Below are 17,507 nucleotides of genomic sequence, written 5' to 3'. Positions count from 1 at the left end.
CGCTCCGGGTCACCCGCCGCCTCCGCGGCGCAGCGGCGCGAGATCGTCGGCGGCGAGCTGGAGGCGACCGCGGACGATCGGTCCGTCCTGGCTGTAGGCGACTGCCTTGTAGAGGTCGCGCAGGACGTCGGTGGCGGCGCCGGCGGGGACGCGCGCTTCGAGGGCCGCGGCGGCCTCGGCGGGGTCGCCCAGGGGCTGGAGGAGGACCTCGCCGTCGATGCCGGCGGCGTCGTGGCGGGGCAACGAGCGCGAGGCGTCGCCCTCGACGAGGCGGCGCAGCGACAGCTTGGCGACCCCGACGTCGTCGCTGAGGTCGAAGTGGAGCATGGCGCCCTGGACGTACAGCTCGAGCAGCAGCGCCGGGTCGGCGGCGACGACCTCGCCGATCGTGCGCGTGAGCTCGGACGGCGGCAGGTCGCGCGCGGCCGTCAGCGGGCCGAGGCCGTTGCCCATCTCGGTGAGCGAGAAGGCGCCGAGGAGATCGTCGGCGAGGAAGACCAGGCGCCACGGGAACACCAGCGCGGGCGCGAGGCCGGGGGCGCTGTCCGCGGGGGCCTCGGGCGCGTTCGGGCCGGGGGTCCACACCGACAGGCCCTCGACGGTCTCCACGTCCATGCCGCCGGTGCGCAGCCAGGCCTCGACGTCGGCCCGCGGCACGAGCAGGCGGCGCACGAGGTAGGGGCCGCGGGCGAGCACGGGCTGCATGACGACGAGGTCGCGCGCGAGCCACTGCTCCGGGGGCGGAGCGGCCGGACCGATGAGCGCGGCGAGGCCCGACTCGAGGCTGAGCGGGGCCCGCAAGAGGGCCAGCGCCCGCGGCGGCAGGGCGAACAGCTCGCCGAGCGCCTCGGGCTCGAGGTCGGCCGGGAGGCGCATGTAGGCGACGGCCGGCGAGTCGGGGTCGAGCCAGGCGAGGACGCGCCGCTCGTCGGGGGTCGCCGGCGCGGGCGGCTCGGTCGCTGCGGCCGAGATGGCCGGCGCGGGTTCGGTCGCGGGGGTCGGCGCGGAGGCCGGGCGCTCGGGCTCGGAGCGGCCGCACGCGAACAGGAGGCTCAGGAGGAGGGCGCAGGGGGCGGACCGGGCCGACATGGCGGATGGGACAGGGAGGAGGGGACGGCGGGGGCGAACCGACGGACGGGGCGGCGCGGAGGGACGAGGCGAGGCGGAAGCCAGGCCGCTGCCGTCGAAGCTGCAGACGAGGAGCTGAGAGGCAGGGACGGGTTTCGGGGACGGCGACGTGCGGGGGTGATGCGCGCGCGGAGCAGGGCCGCGCTCGCGCCCCGAGGGAGCGGAGCGAGCCAAGGGATCGTGGGCGGGGTCGGATGCTCGATCGGCCGGAGCAAGGGACATGTCCCCAGGGACATGGGGATTCGCACATGTCGCCTGAGACATGCTCTCGAGAGCATGGCGCCGAAGCCATGTCTGTAAGCTCAGCACAGGCGCCAGGTCCTCCCGGCGCGGACGAGGCGGTGCGGCAGGTCGGCGACGCGAGCGGGGGCGGGGACGCCGTCGCCGGGAAGGTCGGGGTAGGCGGGGTCGTGGGGGAGGACGACGACCAGCTGGGCCTCGCCGGCGGCGTCGGGCTGCAGGAGGCCCTTGGGGAGGATCGGCTCGTGGAGGGCGGCGGCGGGGAGGCCGATCAGGCCGGCGCGGCGCTCGTCGGCCAGGCGCATGAGGGTGCAGAGGGTCGGCGGCGGGAGGTCGACCTCCTCACGGCCCCAGGCGGCCAGGATCTCGGCCGGGGTGGCCCAGCGGCCCTCGTGGGTCTCGTGGCCGTCGGCGGCGGCGTCCTCGGCCTCGCCCTCGGCCAGGCGGGCCAGATAGAAGCGGGCCAGGTAGCGGCGCGGCTCGGCGGCGGGGGTGAGCCAGGTGTCGAACCAGTGGAGCTCGCGGCCGTCGAGGGCGACGCCGGCCTCCTCACGGCACTCGCGGCGGGCCGCGGCGTCGAAGGCCGCGTCGCTGCCCTCGGGGCCGTCGCCGGGGTCGACCGCGCCGCCCGGGAAGACCAGGGTGTCGGGCATGAACGGGCTCCTGGCGCTGCGCCGCAGCATGAAGACCTGGGGATCGCCGGCGGCGCGCTCGCGGAGGAGGACGACGGTGGCGGCGAGCCGCACGCCCGCGAGGCGGCCGGAGTCGGTGAGCGTCATCGGCGCGGCAGACTAGCAGGGGCGACCGAGGGGCGCGAGACGGCGCCGCGCGATCTCGACCCCGGGCACCAGGCGGGGAATTTTGCTAAGCATGCCGCCTCACTCGTGGGCCAGGGCTCCAAGACCTCCTCGTTGCCGCGCCTCGGCGATGCCGAAGCGACGATCCGCGTCAGCACCGACGGCGCGCTCGGCGCCTATGCCGAGATCGTCGCGGCGCTGGCCATGCCGGCCGCCGTGCTCACGCCCGCGGGCCTGATCCTGGCCGCGAACCCCGGCCTCGCCGAGGGCCTCGCCGCCGCAGACCTCAGCGGCGAGCCGTTCCTGGCCTATATCGCGCGCGCCAGCGAGCGCAGCGCGTTCGGGCGGGCCTTCACCGGGCTGCGCGGACGACCCGCGGGGCACAACTTCTCGCTCGAGCTGACCCTGGTGCCGGGGCGCGGTCGGGCGTGGCCCTGCGCGGTGCGGGCCAGCAAGCTCGCCAGCGACAACGTGCTGCTGACCTTCACGGCCCCGGAGCGGTCGCAGACGCCCGACGTCGGCCGCTCGCTGGCCCGCTGCCTCGAGGCGCTCGACCAGGGGCTGCTGCTGCTCGACGGCGCGGGGATGATCGTCCACGCCAACCCGGCCGCGCGGGCGCTGTTCGCCGGCGAGGTCCGCGGGCGGGTGCGGCCTGGCGCAGAGGACATGTCCGCGCGGACATTGCCCTCGGAGCAGGAGTACGCGGAGGCGGCTGGCTCCGCGGACATGTCCGATCGGGCAGAGCTGGAGCGCACGCACGAGGGGGCGGCGCGCAGCGCAGCCGGCGGTGCGCCGAGCGACGGGTCCGCGCGCGCGAGCTCGGTGCCGGGCCGCGGCGAGGCGGGCCGGCCGAACGGGACCGCAGGGGCGAAGGGGGCGGGCCGCACGCCGGCGGACGGGTACGCGCGGGCTTCGACGGGGCGCGGCGACGGCGGCGCGGGAGCGCCTGCAGCGGGCCGCACGCCGGCGGACGGGTACGCGCGGGCTTCGACGGGGCGCGGCGACGGCGGCGCGGGAGCGCCGGCGGCGGGCCGCACGCCGGCGGACGGGTACGCGCGGGCCTCGACGGGGCGCGGCGACGCGAGCGCAGAGGCGAGCGCACGGACGACCGCGCGGGGCGACGCGAGCGGGGCGGCTGCGCCCGGGCGGGCACGGGCTGGCGCGGAGGACATGTCTGGAAGACCCTTGCCTTCGGGACAGGACTCGGAGGCCAGGAGCGGGCCGCACCTGGGCGGGCGCAGCTTGCTCGAGCTGGCGGAGCCGGCGGTCGGGCGGGCGCTGAGCGAGGCGCTGACGCAGGCGCGGGTCGGCAACTGGCACGGGGAGATCGAGCTGCGCCGCCTCGACGGGGCGCCGCTGCCGGTCGAGCTGTCGCTGGCGGGCGGGCGCGAGGAGGGGGCGCCGACGGTGGCGCTGCTCCGCGACCTCCGCGAGCGCCGGCAGCAGGACTTCGAGGATCGCCTGCTGGCCCAGGTCGATCGCTTGCTGGTGTCGACCGCCCGACCCCACGACAACGTCGCCGCGGCCTGCGGGGCGATCATGGACTCGCTCGGGTTCACCCGCGGCGTGGTGCTGGCCCGCGTGGGCGAGGGCTGGCAGCGGTGGAGCCTGCGGACCGGCTGTGCCCCGCGGATCTCGACGCTGCCGGTCGAAGGCGATCCGCCGGCGGCGTGGGGCAGCGGTCCGGCGGTGGTGGAGATCGACGCGACGGAGCCGACGCACCGGCGGTGGTTCGGCGATCTCGAGGGCCGGCGCACCGCGCTCCGCATGGCCCTGGGGGCTAACCCGCGGGTGGCCGGGTACTTCGTGCTGGTGGGCGCCGGGCCGCGCGACGCGCCGCCGGTCCGCCTGCTGGCGCTGCTCGCTCCGCAGCTGGCGCTCGGCCTCGAGGGCGGACGCCTGATGATCGAGACGGAGGCGCTGGCTGCGTACCAGGCGCTGCTGCTCGATCAGACCAGCGTGCTCATCAACTCGATCGACGCGGCCGGGCGGGTCGTGACGTGGAACCGCGCCAGCCAGCAGCTGCTCGGGGTCTCGGCGGAGGCGGCGCGCGGGCGCAAGTTCGGGGTCGAGGTGGCGCGCCTGGCCGAACCTGCCCGTTGGGACAGCTTGTGGGCGAGCCTGCGAAAGGCCGGCGCGATCGCCACCGAGGTCGCGGTGCTGGCGGAGGGCGGGAAGGAGATCCCGCTGCACCTCGAGGGCCGGCTGCTGCGCGGCGCCGACGACCCGGGCGCCGGGGCGGTGCTGGTGGCGCTCGACCTGCGGCGGCGCCGGGCGCTCGAGGACCAGGTGCTGCGCACGCAGAAGCTGGCCGCGGTGGGCCTCCTGGCAGCGGGGATCGCCCACGAGATCAACAACCCGCTCAGCGGCGTGGTCGGCTACAGCCGCCTGCTGCTCGAGAAGCCGCTCGACCCGGGCGTGCGCGAGAAGGTCGAGAAGATCGCGGCGAGCGGCGAGCGCTGCCGCAAGATCGTCGAGGGCGTGCTCTTGTTCTCGCGCCAGCGCGAGGGCGGCAAGCGCCGGCCGGTCGACCTCAGCGGGCTCATCGACCGCGTGATCGGCATCGGCGAGTACCAGTGGCGGATGCACAACGTCCGGATCCTGCGCTCCGGGCTGCCCACGGCGATGCTGGTCGGCGACGCCGACCAGCTCGAGCAGGTGCTCCTCAACCTGCTGTCGAACGCGGTCGACGCCATGCCGCGTGGCGGCCGGATCCGGATCCGCCTCGACCGCGAGGACGGCCGCGTGGTCGTCGAGATCGCCGACGAGGGCTGTGGGATCCCTCCGGAGATCCTCGACCGCATCTTCGACCCGTTCTTCAGCACCAAGGACATCGGCAAGGGCACCGGTCTCGGGCTTGCGATCTCCTACGGAATCATCAAGGACCACGGAGGTGATATTCTCGTGCGGTCGCAGCCCGGGCAGGGTACGACCTTCACGATCCACCTCCCGGACGCCCCCGAGGGGCAGCCCACCAGCGTATGAGCCGCGGACGCACACCAGTCAAAGACACCTACTCCACCCACGACGTCGCGCGGATCTGCTGCGTCACGCCGACCACCGTGATCCGCTGGATCGAGGACGGCCTCATCCCGGCGTTCAAGACCGTCGGCGGCCACCGCCGCGTGCGGCGCGAGGACCTCGAGCGCGTCTGTCAAGAGCGCGGGATCCCGTTCACCGTCCCGACCGGCGACGAGGTCGGCCGCCTGCTCGTGATCGACGACGAGCCGGTGGTGCTCGACCTGGTCCGGGATGTCCTCAAGGACCTGTCCCATCAGTTCGACGTCGAGGTCGCCCGCGACGCGTTCGACGCCGGTCGGCTGGTGGCCACGTTCCGCCCGCAGCTCATCTTCCTCGACCTGATGATGCCCGGCGTCGACGGCTTCGAGGTGTGCGCTCGCCTCAAGCGCGACGCGTCGACGATGCACACCGAGATCATCGCCATCACCGGCTACTACACCGAGGCCAACATGGAGCGGATCCTGGCCGCCGGCGCCTCGGCCTGCCTCAAAAAGCCGCTCGACGTCGCCGAGGTCCGCCGCCGCGTGGTCGAGGCGTTCCACCTCCGCGACGAGCCGCGCATCGAGCCCTCGACCGACCCGCGCGAGAACTCGAAGGTGCTCCTCGTCACCCAGAACGCCGACTTCCGCGCCAAGGTGAAGGAGGAGCTCGAGCGGGCGACGCCGCCGCTCGAGATCAAGACCGCCCAGACCGGCGCCGACGCGCTCCTGGTCGCCCAGGCGGCCCCGCCGCGCTACGTGATCCTCAGCCTGACGGTGCCCGACCTCAAGAGCACCGACGTGATCGCCAAGCTGGCCGCCGGTCCAGGCAACCCGCAGATCATCGCGGTCCACGACGCGCCGACCGACGAGATCCGCATGGCCGCCCGCGCCGCCGGAGCCCGCATGTGCCTGCCCACCGCGGCGGTCGCAGGCAGCGTCCGCGAGCTGCTCGGGGTCTGAGGCGAGCGGCCGGTTCGCAAGCTCGGACAGCGTGTGTGCGCTGCCCGAGCTCGGATCTTGCGGACGGTGGCTGCGTGCGTGGTGGGGCTCGCCTCAGTGACACTTGCTGAGGTGCTCGACGCGGCGGGCGACCAGAGTGCCGCGGACTTTGTGGTCGGTACCCTTCATGACCAGCGCGAGCGCGAGCTCGGTGCGGCCGTCGCCGAGGTCGCGCCAGCGAACCGAGCCCCGCAGACGCCACACCGAGGAGCCGACCTGGAGGCTCTCCGTGTAGACCGCCCCGGGGCCGCCGTGGACCTCGGCCTCGCCCTCGCGGGCGTTCGGCAGCTCGAGCAACAGGTTGCCGTTCAGCGGCTCTTTCTCCCCCCAGTGGTGGCTGGCGAACAGCGTCGCGCGGTCCGGCGCGGGCCGGAACTCGACCGTGCGCTCGGACGAGCGCCGCAGGCCGGTGCCGTCGACCAGACACGCCGGCTCCCACTCCGCGGGCACGAACGGCTGCGGCGGCACCCGGGGAGGCGCGCACGCGCAGGCGAGGAGCATCACGGGGGTCGAGAGCAGGCGAACAGCGACCATGTGCACATGGTACACGCATCCTTACCACGACGCCGCTCGCTCGCAGCTGGGCGCCAGCGGAGGTTGCCGGCGCGATCCATGAGCATGCCCTCAAAGACATGTCCAGCACGACATGTCCCCAACGACATGTCCCCGAGGACTACGGCGCGGGCTCGGCGAGGGCGGCGGCGAGGGCGGCGGCGAGCTCGGGGTCGCCGGTGGGGATCCTGCCGTCGCGGCGCCAGCGGAGGTTGCCGGCGCGGTCGATGAGGAAGCTGGCGGGGTAGCCGACGACCTGGAACGGGCTGCCGACCACGTTGCGCTCGTCGTGGATCACCGGGTAGGTGAGGCCGAAGCCGGAGACCATGTTGCGCAGGGTCTTGGCGTCGCGCGCGGCGTCGGTGCTGACGCCGAGGACGGTCAGGCCCTCGGGCTCGTGGCGGACGTGGAGCGCCTGCAGGTCAGGCAGCTCCTCGCGGCAAGGGTCGCACCAGGTGGCCCACACGTTGAGGAGGACGACGCGGCCGCGGAGCTCGGCGAGGCTGAGCGGCTCGCCCCGCAAGGTGGTGCCGGCGAAGGCGGGGACGGGGGCGCCGAGGGCGAGCACCGGGGCGCCGGCGCCGGGCTTGCCGGCCACGCCGGCGCCGGGCTTGCCCTCGCAGGCGGTGACGAGCACCAGTCCCAAGAGACAGGTGAGGAGGGCGCGAGGTCGAGGGGCAGACATCAGGCGGCAGCGGCGTGGAGGCCGTGCTGCTGAGCATAGTCCGAGAGCTGGTCGCGGAGGAGCCGGCGCGCGCGGTGCAGACGGCTCATCACGGTGCCGAGCGGACAGCCGAGCTGCTCCGAGGCCTCCCGGTAGGCGAGGCCGTGGAGGTCGACGAGCTCGACGACCTCGCGGTAGTGTTCGGGGAGAGCGGCGAGCGCGGCCGCCACCTCGTCCGACAGCCCCTCGGCGTGCCACGCGGCCTCGGGCGCGCTGCAGGCGTCGATCCGGGCGGCGTCGAACAGGTGCTCGGCGATGTCGCTGCGACCGGCGGTGACGTCGACCACGCGCTGGTGGCGGTGCCGCGAGATGAAGGTGTTGACCAGGATCCGCGACAGCCAGGCGCCGAGGCTGCCGCCGGGCCGGAAGCGGTGCCAGTTGGCCCACGCCTTGGTCAGCGCCTCCTGCACCAGGTCCTGGGCTTCGCTGCGCTGCCGCGTGAGTCGCATGCCGACGCTGGTCAGGCGCGGCAGGTGGGGGTTGATCTGGGCCAGAAACTCGTCGGCAGGGGTCACGGCTCGCATGCCCGACCTGATGAGCAAGTCGCAGTCCAGACGAAAAACCTCGTGATTGCCAGCGGTTGAGATATCGGGGCGGAATGGGGCCGCGAGGGTGATTGCTTTCTCGACAAGAAAGCAATCTTTGATGACTTTGGGGGCGCGGGCCGGGGCTTCGCGGCGGGCCCGATACACGATTCGCAGCGCCGGGGTGCGCAGCCGACGGCCGCGGAGTCGCCGGTTCGGCGGGCCTGGAACGCTGATTCGGGCGGAATTGCCGGGGGCCGCGGCCGCGAGGTGGGGCGCGGGCGATCTGCTTCAAAGAAAGGACGCGCCGTGCCGCGAACGTGGCTCATCGCTTCGAGGACGGCGACGGCCTGCGCCCGGGGGCAGTCCGTCGCTCGTCGCTTCGTGCTCTCGGAGGGCCTCGACTTCGCGGCTTTCTGGAAGGAGGGCGCCCGGTCCGGCGAACGGGGACAGCGTACGGCGAGGGTTGGCTCGTCGCGTTTGGGCGTCGGTCCGGGGGCCGCGAGTCCGGGCCTTCTGAAGGATGGGCGACCGCTAGTCGAAGACGATGCGGGGGCTCGTCGTTTCGGTCGGGGGGCCGGCGGGGTCGCGGAGAGTGGCCTCGGTGTAGCCGGGGCCGAAAGCCAGGCGGAGGGTGCCGAGGGTCTCGGCCGGGGCCTCGAAGGCGCGGCCGCGCAGGCGCAGGGACAGCCAGGGGCCGGTCTCGCCGGGTGGGGCGAAGACCACGCCCCAGCCGTCGCAGCGCTCGGGGACGCGGGCGAGCTCGACGGCGCGGACGACGGCGGGTTCGGGGTCGCGGGCGGCCATCAGCGCGAGCTGGGGCGTGAATTCGGGGTCCGGGCGGTCGCGGCAGGCGAGCGCGAGGGCGGCGCTGGTGCGGACGCGCGCCGATGCGTCCCGCAGGAGGCCGGCGAGCAGCGGATCGGCGGCGCGCGGTGGGGCCCAGGCGAGCGCGGCGGCGGTGCAGACGCGGACGGCAGGATCGGCGGCGCTGGCCTGTTGCGCGGCGACGCGCGCGAAGGTGGCGCTGCCGTGGCGCTGGCGGGCGAGGGCGACGACCGCGAGGCAGCGATCGCCGCTGCCGAGAGAAGGATCGTCGGCCCACAGGGCCAGGCGGACCGGGAGCGCCGAGTCGACGGCGGTCCAGCCGGGGGCGCTGGCGAGCGCGAGCAGCCACGGGCGGCGCAATTCGGCGCCGCCGGCCAGCTCGAGGCGGTACCCGGCGGCGCCGCCGAGCCACTCCGGGGCCCGCTGGCCGAGCGCCGCGGCGGCGCGCAGACGGGCGGCGGGGTCGGGCTCGGTCAGCGCGCGCTGCCAGGCGTCCCGATCGGCGTCGGCCGGCCACGGCGGGGCGAACACTGCCGCTCGTTGCGGCGGGTCGAGGGCGGCGAGCAGGCGCCGGACCTCGCGCTCGAGCGGCGGTTCGAGGCCGCGGGCCAGGGCGGCGGTCAGGGCGGGCCGCGCCGCCTCGCCGAGACCGAGGAGGGCGTCGAGCGCGGGCTGGCGGAGGGCGTGCGCCTCGCTGTGGCGCAGGGCGTCCTCGCGCAGGCGGGCCACCAGGCCCTCGGCCAGCGCGGCGCTCGGCATGCGCCGGCGCGCGATCGCCTCGGCGACGTGGCGCGGGAGGAGGTTGCGCGGCGGGGCATCGAGGAGGCGCAGCAGCTCGGCGTCGACGTCGAGGCCGTCGGGGCCATCACCCGGCTTGCCCGCGGTCGCGGCGGCCGTGCCCGGGAGGGCCGCGAAGGCGTGCAACAGGCTGCGGCCGACGTAGGTCTCGTCGCCGACCTGCAACGCGCGCAGCAGGGCGGGTGCGGCCCGGGGATCGCGCAGGCGGGCGAGCGCGTCGGCGGTGTCCTGGCGGACCTGCGGGTCGGGATCGACGAGCAGGCGGGTGAGCGGGAGGGCGCCGTCGGACCGGTTGCCGCGTGGGTCGTCGGGGCCGAGGACGCCGAGGCCGTGAGCGGCGGCCCGGCGGACCTCGGGGGTCGGATCGGCGAGCTTGGCGATCAGGTTGGTGCGGACGATCGCAAGCTGGTCTTTGGGCCAGCTGGCGGCCGCGAAGGTGCGCATGGACTCGGCCCGGATCAGGGCGTCCGGGTCGCGCAGGGCGGTGAGGAACAGCTGCAGGCGGTCGGCGTCGGCGGCGAGGACGGCGACGCGGAGGGCGGCGACGCGGAGCGCGGGGTCGTCGAGCTCGGTCTGCCAGATCTTGCGCGCGGCCGGGGCACAGGCGAGCAGCTGGCGCTCGAGACAGGCCTGGAGGACCTCGCGGCGGACTGCGCTCGAGCGGTCCTCGAGCGCGGCGACGAGGATCGGGGCGACCAGCGGGGTGGCGAACACGTCGAGGTCGCGGACCGCGGCGACGCGCCGGCTGTCACGCACGAGCCGGAGCTCGCTCTCGGGCGCTCCCACCAGCGGTTCGGCCGCCCGCGCGACCTCGGTGGGCCACAGCGGCCAGCGCCGCGCCGGCTCGGCCGAGGCTTCGGCGGCGACGAGGAGCGCGGCGCACAGGCCGACGGCGCCGGAGAGGAAGGTGCGGCGAGAACGACGGGACGACGCGGTGTCGGCCGCGAGGCGGGTGCTCGACTGCGAAGAGGTGGCGTCGGGAGCCGCGACGAAAGTCGGGAAGCTCGCGGTCATGACTGCGGGCACCGCCGCGATGGCCGTGGTGCGCGACGCGAGACGCCCCGGCCCGAGGAGGGCCGAGGCGTGGCGTGAGGGGCGGCCCGAAGACACCGGGCGCAAGTCTAGGCGGTCGCGACCGGCGGCGCTACGGCCACGGGTTGCAGTTGTTGTTGTTGCCGAGGACGATGTCGCTCTTCACGCGCGGCTGCAGCTTGCTGTTGTCGAAGCTGAAGCCGAGCACGCCGGCGATCGACTCGAACTGGGTGCCGACGGCGCAGGCGTTGTTGAGCTGCATGTCCTTGAGCGAGTCGGACAGCTGGTCGTCGATGCGGAGGTTGCCGGTGACCGCGAACTCGTCGAAGTCCATCGGCGCGTCGGGGTTGATGTTGGTGATCGCGACCCCGTCGACGACGACGAGCATCGACTGCAGGGGGAAGGCGTCGGCGCCGCCGGTGGCGATGTCGGCCGGCTCGGCGGGCAGCGGCTCGAACGGCAGGACCATGCCGGTCTCGACGATCGAGACCTGCGGGTACGAGATCTCGTCGAGGCCGAAGTACTGCTCGTAGGTGCCGGTGACGTCGACCTTGTCGCCGACCTTGACCGCCGGCGAGGTGTTGCCGGTGAACACGAAGATGCCGGTGAAGGGCATCTGCGAGCCGGTCTCGATGTGGAAGCCGCGCGAGCTGCCCGAGAGCGGGCGGATGCCGGTGACGTAGGCGTCGACCACCTTGACGACGGCGCCGTCCTGCGGGTGCTGCGGGTGGTTGGGATCGCGGATGGCCTCGATGGTGATCGGGCACGGCGAGTAGCCCGGGTTGGCGGTCGGGCAGGCGTCGCACTCGTCGCCCTTGCCGTCGTCGTCGCCGTCGGCCTGATCGGCGTTGGCGACGCGCATGCAGTTGTCGGCGCCGTTGGGCACGCCGTCGTCGTCCATGTCGTCGGCGTCGATGAAGGTGCAGGTGTCGGTGTTGTCGAGCGGGCAGGGATCGCAGGCGTCGCCGGCGGCGTCGCCGTCGGCGTTGGGCTGCACGCCCGGCTCGATGAGGAGCGGCGGGTTGAAGACGTTGGGGCAGTTGTCGTCGGCGTCGAGGACGGCGTCGCCGTCGAGGTCGTCGGCGACCGGGAGGCCGTCGTACTCGCCCGGACGCGAGGGCACGCAGGTCGGCTCGTCGTCGGGGGTGCCGCAGAAGAACAGCGGGTAGGTGGGCTCGATCGCGGCCTTCATCTCCGCGTAGGTGATGCCGCCGGTGTCGCCGCTGACGCAGGCGGTCTTGGCCCGGCCGCACACGTCGAGGTCCTCGCAGGTCATGCCGTTGAAGCCGGCCATCACTTCGGTGTCGCCGTAGAGCGGGAGGCCGCCGCGCATGACGAGGACGACGCCCGCGAGCTCGCCGCGGACCACGGCGGCGTGGCGCTCGAGCTCGGCGCCGTCGAACACCGCGATGTCGCCGGCGTAGCCGGGGCGGAGCAGGCCGATCGCGTTCTCGCTGCCGGTCGCGAGGGCGGCGTTGAGCGTGGCCATCTGCCACAGGTCGCGATCGGTGAAGTGGTTGTCGTAGTAGGTGGTGTTGAGCTCGTCGGCGCAGCGGAGCTCGCGGAGCATGTTCATCGAGCCCGAGGCGACCCAGTCGGTGCCGAGCGCCAGCGGCACGCCGAAGTTGTCGAGGACGGTGACCTGCGCGGTGTTGCCGTAGAGGACGATGTTGGAGCGCGGCGACCAGACGATGCGCGCGCGGTCGGGGTGGATGCCGGCGCTGTCCTCGGCGGTCAGGCCGATGGCGTGGATGATCGCGGTCTGGCCGGCGACGATGTCGCTGTTGCCGTCGCTGAGGCAGACGAACTCGTTGCGCGCGTAGCCGTTGATGCCCTCGGCGATGTGCGGCAGGTAGGCGTTCTCGTCGGCGACCTCGGAGGTCAGGGTGATGTCGGGGTAGCCGCCGCACATCGACGCGTTCTGGTAGCCGTTGGTGTCGCCGAGCGGGAAGGTGTCGCTGTTGGCGACCGGGATCGGCAGGCCCTCGAGCAGGCCCATGTCGAGGTTGCGGAGCAGGCCCGGCTCGCCGCCGGCGGCCGCGGCCGAGGTGGCGCCGCTCATGATGAAGCGGAACTCGGCGGCGAGGACCTCCTCCTCGGAGGCGCCGCCGGGGACGGTCAGCTTCTGGTGGCCGTTCTTGCCGATCCGCCAGTCGTGGCGGTGCTCGTAGCGATCGACGCCCTCGCCGATCGGGGCGTTGCCGGCGTAGCTGATGTGGTCGTGGGCGTTGATCAGGCCGGGAGAGATGACGCCCTGGGCGCAGCCGAGTTGGGTCGCGTCCTGCGCCTCGGGCAGGTCGAGACAGTCGCAGCCGACGCAGGCGATGACGCCGGAGGGATCGACGAGCACTGCGCCGTTCTCGTAGACGACGTCGGGGGCGAGGACGGTGCCCCGGATCAGGGTGCCGCCTGGCCCTTGGGCCAGGACTTCACAGGTGCCCTCGGCCGGCGGGCTCAGCGGCGGGGCGTCGCACTCGACGACGCCGTCGACCGGGCCGCCGGTGTCGGTGTCGCCGTCGGTGTCCGTGTCGGTGCCGGTCTCGCTGGTGGTGCCGGTCTCGGTGGTGGTGCCCGGCGAGGTCTCGGTGGTCGTGGGACCCGTGGTCGCGGTCACATCGCTGGTGGTCGCGGTGGTCGTCGGAGCCGTGGTGGTGGGCACGTCCTCGGTGTCGGTGCCGGGCCCGGCGCTGGTCTCGGTGGTCGAGCCGTCCGTGTCGCCCTCGGTCTGGGGCGTGCTCGTATCGTCATTGCAGGCCGCGAGCGAAATCGCGCTCGCGAGCAACACCAGGCTGGATCGGGTCCCAAAATGCATCGGGCGGCACGATACCCAATTCGTTCCCCGCGGCGCAATGACGACGCCGTCATGAAACAAGTGTCCGTTGCAGGAGCAAGTGACAGTGAGGTGACGGGGCCTCAAGGTGGCCGCCATTACCCGTCACGCAGGGGTCACGCGTGAGTTGACGGAAGAACCCGCGCGTGCACCCGCAGAGGCTTTTTGGCATAGCTTGCGCGCTCGCGTCCCGCGAGCGGAGGAGTACGCGATGTCTCGTTCTTCACGAATCACCGGGGCCGCCGTCACTACGCTGCCGCTGTGGGTGTTCCTCGCTTGCGGGGGCGGTCAGGGCGCCACCAACAACGGCTTCGCCTCGGCGACCGAGACCTCCACCAGCGGCGCGACCACGGCGCCCGCCACGGAGACCTCGTCGGGCAGCAGCGAGGCCACCATCGCGGAGCCCACCACCGACGCGGAGCAGACGACGGCGGCGATGACGTCGACCACGACGACGACCGAGGGCATCGTCACTGGCTCGACGAGCATGTCCGGAACGCCATGTTCTTCGGACCAGGATTGTAAGGACAGCCCCGACGGGCCGGTGTGCGACCTCGACGCCGGGGTGTGCAGCCAGCCGTGCGAGCCGGGCGAGCAGGAGCCGTGCTACGGCGGTCCGGAGGGCACCCAGGACGTCGGCGCGTGCGTGTCCGGGGTGCGGACCTGCCTCGACGGGGGGCTCGGGTTCGGATCTTGCGAGGGCGCGGTGTGGCCGGTGGCGGAGGTGTGCGGCAACGCGATCGACGACGACTGCGACGGCGACGCCGACGAGGACGCCGACGAAGACGGTGACGGCTGGGGCGTGTGCAGCGGCGACTGCTGCGACGTCGCCAGCGGCGCGTGCGCCGACCCGAAGCTGGTGAACCCGGGCGCGTACGAATACGTCGGCAACACCGTCGACGACGACTGCGACGGCAACACCGACGAGGAGGCGCCGAGCTGCGACGCGGCCCTCGCCAGCGACTCGGCCGACCCGCTCGATTACGCCCGCGCGCTCGACCTGTGCCAGATGACGGTCGAGAACCCGGCGGACCCGAAGGACAGGACGTGGGGCGTCATCGGCGGCAAGTTCAGCCTGGCCGATGGGACAGGTCTGCCGGCGGCCGCGTCGCGCTCGATCCGCGCCGGCTTCGGCGACAAGATCGGGCCGCAGAAGCACAGCCGCCTGATGATCCTGTCGAGCGGCCACGCCGCCGACGCCAACGACACCAAGCCGAACTTCGTGAAGTTCGAGGGCGGCGCCAACCTGGGCACGACGAGCCCGCCGCCGCAGGACTGGTGGACGGCGATCGGCGGCAAGCTGCCCAACCCGCCCGGCTGCAACGTGCCGCAGGTGCCGTCGGCCAACGACCCGATCATGTTGAAGCTGCGGATCCGGGTGCCGACCAACGCCAAGTCGTTCTCGACCAAGATGTACTTCTTCTCGGCCGAGTACCCCGAGTACGTGTGCAGCCAGTACAACGACTTCTTCGTCGCGCTGGTCGACTCCGAGTCCGACGGCAACCCGAACGACAAGAACGTCGCCATCTACGACGACGGCAAGACGCAGTGGCCGATCGGCGTCAACCTCGTCAAGGTCGCCCAGGGGCTGTTCACCCAGTGCCAGGGCGGCGAGGTCGGCTGCGCGGCGCAGGGCGTGCCGACGTCCAACTACAACGGCTGCGAGGGCACGACGGAGCTGGTCGGCACCGGCTACGACCAGAACGACTTCTCGACGTGCGACCCGGCGCAGACGATGATCGGCGGCGGCACCGGCTGGCTGACGATGACCGGCAACGTTCAGCCGGGCGAGGTGATGGAGATTCGCCTGGCGATCTGGGACACCGGCGGCCACATCTTCGACTCGGTGGTGCTGCTCGACGCGTGGGAGTGGTCGCTCGACCCGACCGAGCCGGGCGTGACGCCGGGCTGAGGGGCGAAGCGCGCGGCGGAAGGGCTGCGGTTTGAGGGTGCCGTGAAGGACATGTCCTTCACGGCATGTCTTTTTCAGCATGTCCGATCGGTCCTGTCCCAGGAGTCGCAGCGCCGCTTCAGGGGCGCGCCGGGGCGACCGCGGCGGGGGCGAGGCCGTAGCGCGCGCGGGCCCAGGAGGCGGTGCGCGCGACGGCCTCGTCGACGGGCGTGGCCGACCAGCCGAAGGCGGCGCGGAACTTGGCGTCGTCGACGAGGAACGGGACCTCCCACTGGTACATCATCTCGGCGAGCTCGCGCATCATTGGCGAGGCGAGGCCGAGGGCGCGGACCAGCCAGCGCGGGACGGAGGTGACGTCGACGTCGCGGCCGAGGGCGCGGCCGAGGCGCTGCGCGAGGCCGCGGGTGCTCTCGGCCGGGGGGGTGGGGATGTGCCAGACCTGGCCGAAGCCGCGGTCGCTGGTGCCGAGGGTCGCCAGGGCGCGGGCGACATCCTCGACGTCGGTGTAGGCGTGCGGGAGGTCGGGGTCGCCGAAGACCTCGCCCCTGCGCCCGGCGAGGATCCGGCGAAAGAAGCGGTCGTTCCACACGGAGTAGGCCAGGTCGGCGCCGAAGAAGTCGCTGGCGCGGGCGATCGCCACCGGGACGTCGCCGCGGCGATCGGCGGCGAGCCGCAGCTCGGCGAGCTGCACCCGCAGCTCGCCCTTCTTGCTGCACGGAGCGAGCGGCGAGTCCTCGCGCATGGGCCCGTTCGGGCGGCCGTACATGTAGAGGCAGTCGAGCGCGACCAGGCGGGCGCCGGCGCGGGCGGCCCCGTGCAGGGCGCCGCGGGCGATCGGCAGCAGCTCCTGCGGCCAGCGGTGATAGGCGGGGTTCATGCAGTCGTAGACGACCGCGGCGCCCTCGGTGGCCCGGCGGGCGAAGTCGAGGTCGGTGATGTCGCCGGCGACGAGCTCGGGCCCGACGCCGACCGCGGTGCGCCGGACCTGGCGGACGCGCAGGCCGCGGGCGCGCAGGAGTTCGACGAGGCGGCCGCCGATCTGGCCGGCGCCGAGGACGACGTGGAGCGGTGCGGAGGTGGCTTGCATGCTGCTAGGATGGTCGTTGCATGGGTGCAAGAAAATCCGCAGGACTGCAATCCAGGCCGGCAAAAATGCAAGGAAGCGAGGACGGCCGCTGGGACGACGTGCGCGTGTTCCTGGCCGCCCACCGGCTGCGCAACCTCGGCGACGCGGCCCGCCGGCTCGGGGTCGACATCTCGACGGTGAGCCGGCGCCTCACCGCGTTCGAGGCGACGATCGGGGCGCGGCTGTTCGAGCGCGGGCGCCACGGGCTGGCGCCGACCCGCGCGGCCGAGGCGGTGCTGGTGGCCGCCGAGGCGATGGAGCTGGCGCACGCCCGCCTCGGGCGCGAGGCGTCGACGATCGAGGCGTCGGCCGAGGGGGTGGTGCGGCTGAGCGCGCCGCCTGGCCTGGCGGACATGTTCGTGATCCCGGCGCTGGCAGCGGTGCGGGCGCGGTTCCCCGGGATCGTGGTGGAGCTGGAGACGTCGGTGCGCGTGGTCGACCTGACGCGCGGAGAGGCCGATCTGGCGCTGCGCTCGGTGCGGCCGACGTCCGCGGAGCTGGTGCTGCGGAGGCTGATGCACGCGCGCTCGGTGGCGCTGGCGTCCCCGACCCTGGCGCGCTCGCTCGGGGTCCTGCGGGACTGGAGCGCGGCGCCGTGGGTGGGCTTCGACCACGACCTGGCCAGCTTGCCGGCGGCGCAGTGGATCGCGCGCCACGTGGCGCGCGCGAGCGTGGTGCTGCGGACGAGTCACTACGCGAGTCAGCTGGCGGCCGCGGCCCTCGGGATGGGGGTGGTGCTGCTGCCGACGCCGTACGCCCGGGTGCGCGGGCTGGTCGAGGTGCGCCACGACGCGGCGCTGGCGGCCAGCGCCGCGAGCTGGCCGATCGACAGCCTGTGGCTGGTCGGGCACAAGTCGCAGCGCGAGCTGCCGCGCGTGGCCGCGGTGTGGCAGGTGCTGAGCGAGACGCTCGGGGGAGTGCGCGAGCCGGAGCCGCGGCGCGCAGGGAGAGGGTGAGCCACGCCCTGGGCCGTGGGGCGGTGATGAACGCCGGGCAGGACGGGCGGCCGCGCCGA

General features: G+C 73.8%; 12 protein-coding genes. 4 read left to right on the top strand and 8 right to left on the bottom strand.

What is annotated here, in order from left to right; all coding sequences use genetic code 11:
• Positions 1–9 precede the first annotated feature (9 nt).
• Together O0S08_RS22570 and O0S08_RS22565 are read right to left on the bottom strand one after the other, a co-directional pair.
• Positions 10–1,089, bottom strand: coding sequence for a hypothetical protein (locus tag O0S08_RS22570; RefSeq protein WP_269041284.1), 1,080 nt, complete (start codon positions 1,087–1,089; stop codon positions 10–12).
• 341 nt (positions 1,090–1,430) lie between these two features.
• On the bottom strand, positions 1,431–2,147 hold the full coding sequence (locus tag O0S08_RS22565) for an NUDIX hydrolase (RefSeq protein ID WP_269041283.1): 717 nt from the start codon (positions 2,145–2,147) through the stop codon (positions 1,431–1,433).
• A 105-nt stretch (positions 2,148–2,252) separates the two neighbouring features.
• On the opposite strand from O0S08_RS22565, the gene O0S08_RS22560 reads away from it, so the two are divergent.
• Complete coding sequence (locus O0S08_RS22560; RefSeq protein WP_269041282.1) at positions 2,253–5,150, top strand: ATP-binding protein; 2,898 nt, start codon at positions 2,253–2,255, stop codon at positions 5,148–5,150.
• The gene (locus O0S08_RS22555; protein WP_269041281.1) at positions 5,147–6,127 is read left to right on the top strand and encodes a response regulator; all 981 of its coding nucleotides are present in this window, start codon (positions 5,147–5,149) and stop codon (positions 6,125–6,127) included. Before O0S08_RS22560 ends, O0S08_RS22555 begins: the two co-directional genes overlap by 4 nt.
• Before the next feature lie 93 nt (positions 6,128–6,220).
• Here the strand turns inward: O0S08_RS22555 and O0S08_RS22550 are convergent, their stop codons facing one another.
• The 5 genes from O0S08_RS22550 to O0S08_RS22530 form a co-directional block, all read right to left on the bottom strand.
• A complete protein-coding gene (locus O0S08_RS22550; protein ID WP_269041280.1) occupies positions 6,221–6,700 on the bottom strand; it encodes a hypothetical protein in 480 nt (159 codons plus the stop codon).
• A gap of 139 nt (positions 6,701–6,839) precedes the next feature.
• Positions 6,840–7,403 (bottom strand): TlpA family protein disulfide reductase, encoded by a 564-nt coding sequence (locus tag O0S08_RS22545; protein WP_269041279.1) that lies wholly within the window; start codon positions 7,401–7,403, stop codon positions 6,840–6,842.
• Positions 7,403–7,966 (bottom strand): sigma-70 family RNA polymerase sigma factor, encoded by a 564-nt coding sequence (locus O0S08_RS22540; protein ID WP_269041278.1) that lies wholly within the window; start codon positions 7,964–7,966, stop codon positions 7,403–7,405. The genes O0S08_RS22545 and O0S08_RS22540 overlap by 1 nt, the downstream gene beginning before the upstream one ends.
• 534 nt (positions 7,967–8,500) lie before the next feature.
• A complete protein-coding gene (locus O0S08_RS22535; RefSeq protein WP_269041277.1) occupies positions 8,501–10,606 on the bottom strand; it encodes a HEAT repeat domain-containing protein in 2,106 nt (701 codons plus the stop codon).
• A 130-nt stretch (positions 10,607–10,736) separates the two neighbouring features.
• Complete coding sequence (locus tag O0S08_RS22530) at positions 10,737–13,436, bottom strand: amidohydrolase family protein (protein ID WP_269041276.1); 2,700 nt, start codon at positions 13,434–13,436, stop codon at positions 10,737–10,739.
• 229 nt (positions 13,437–13,665) lie between these two features.
• Here O0S08_RS22530 and O0S08_RS22525 point away from each other — a divergent pair, with 229 nt between their 5' ends.
• Positions 13,666–15,366, top strand: a complete 1,701-nt coding sequence (locus tag O0S08_RS22525) for a choice-of-anchor L domain-containing protein (protein WP_269041275.1) — start codon at positions 13,666–13,668, stop codon at positions 15,364–15,366.
• A gap of 118 nt (positions 15,367–15,484) precedes the next feature.
• On the opposite strand, the gene O0S08_RS22520 is transcribed toward O0S08_RS22525, so the two are convergent.
• Positions 15,485–16,453 (bottom strand): NAD-dependent epimerase/dehydratase family protein, encoded by a 969-nt coding sequence (locus O0S08_RS22520; protein ID WP_269041274.1) that lies wholly within the window; start codon positions 16,451–16,453, stop codon positions 15,485–15,487.
• A gap of 65 nt (positions 16,454–16,518) precedes the next feature.
• Here O0S08_RS22520 and O0S08_RS22515 point away from each other — a divergent pair, with 65 nt between their 5' ends.
• On the top strand, positions 16,519–17,448 hold the full coding sequence (locus O0S08_RS22515) for a LysR family transcriptional regulator (RefSeq protein ID WP_269041273.1): 930 nt from the start codon (positions 16,519–16,521) through the stop codon (positions 17,446–17,448).
• The last annotated feature ends 59 nt before the right edge of the window (positions 17,449–17,507 follow it).

Origin of the sequence: Nannocystis punicea (assembly GCF_026965555.1) — a bacterium.
GTDB classification, from domain to species: Bacteria; Myxococcota_A; Polyangia; order Nannocystales; family Nannocystaceae; genus Nannocystis; species Nannocystis punicea.
The sequence above is the reverse complement of the archived record's forward strand: the minus strand, read 5'-3'. Positions and strand labels throughout refer to the sequence as shown.

Coding starts and splice junctions, on each gene's coding strand:
- O0S08_RS22570 (WP_269041284.1), bottom strand. CDS start 1,089: ATGTCGGCCCGGTCCGCCCCCTGCGCCCTCCTCCTGAGCCTCCTGTTC.
- O0S08_RS22565 (WP_269041283.1), bottom strand. CDS start 2,147: ATGACGCTCACCGACTCCGGCCGCCTCGCGGGCGTGCGGCTCGCCGCC.
- O0S08_RS22555 (WP_269041281.1), top strand. CDS start 5,147: ATGAGCCGCGGACGCACACCAGTCAAAGACACCTACTCCACCCACGAC.
- O0S08_RS22550 (WP_269041280.1), bottom strand. CDS start 6,700: ATGGTCGCTGTTCGCCTGCTCTCGACCCCCGTGATGCTCCTCGCCTGC.
- O0S08_RS22545 (WP_269041279.1), bottom strand. CDS start 7,403: ATGTCTGCCCCTCGACCTCGCGCCCTCCTCACCTGTCTCTTGGGACTG.
- O0S08_RS22540 (WP_269041278.1), bottom strand. CDS start 7,966: ATGCGAGCCGTGACCCCTGCCGACGAGTTTCTGGCCCAGATCAACCCC.
- O0S08_RS22535 (WP_269041277.1), bottom strand. CDS start 10,606: ATGACCGCGAGCTTCCCGACTTTCGTCGCGGCTCCCGACGCCACCTCT.
- O0S08_RS22530 (WP_269041276.1), bottom strand. CDS start 13,436: ATGCATTTTGGGACCCGATCCAGCCTGGTGTTGCTCGCGAGCGCGATT.
- O0S08_RS22525 (WP_269041275.1), top strand. CDS start 13,666: ATGTCTCGTTCTTCACGAATCACCGGGGCCGCCGTCACTACGCTGCCG.
- O0S08_RS22520 (WP_269041274.1), bottom strand. CDS start 16,453: ATGCAAGCCACCTCCGCACCGCTCCACGTCGTCCTCGGCGCCGGCCAG.
- O0S08_RS22515 (WP_269041273.1), top strand. CDS start 16,519: ATGCAAGGAAGCGAGGACGGCCGCTGGGACGACGTGCGCGTGTTCCTG.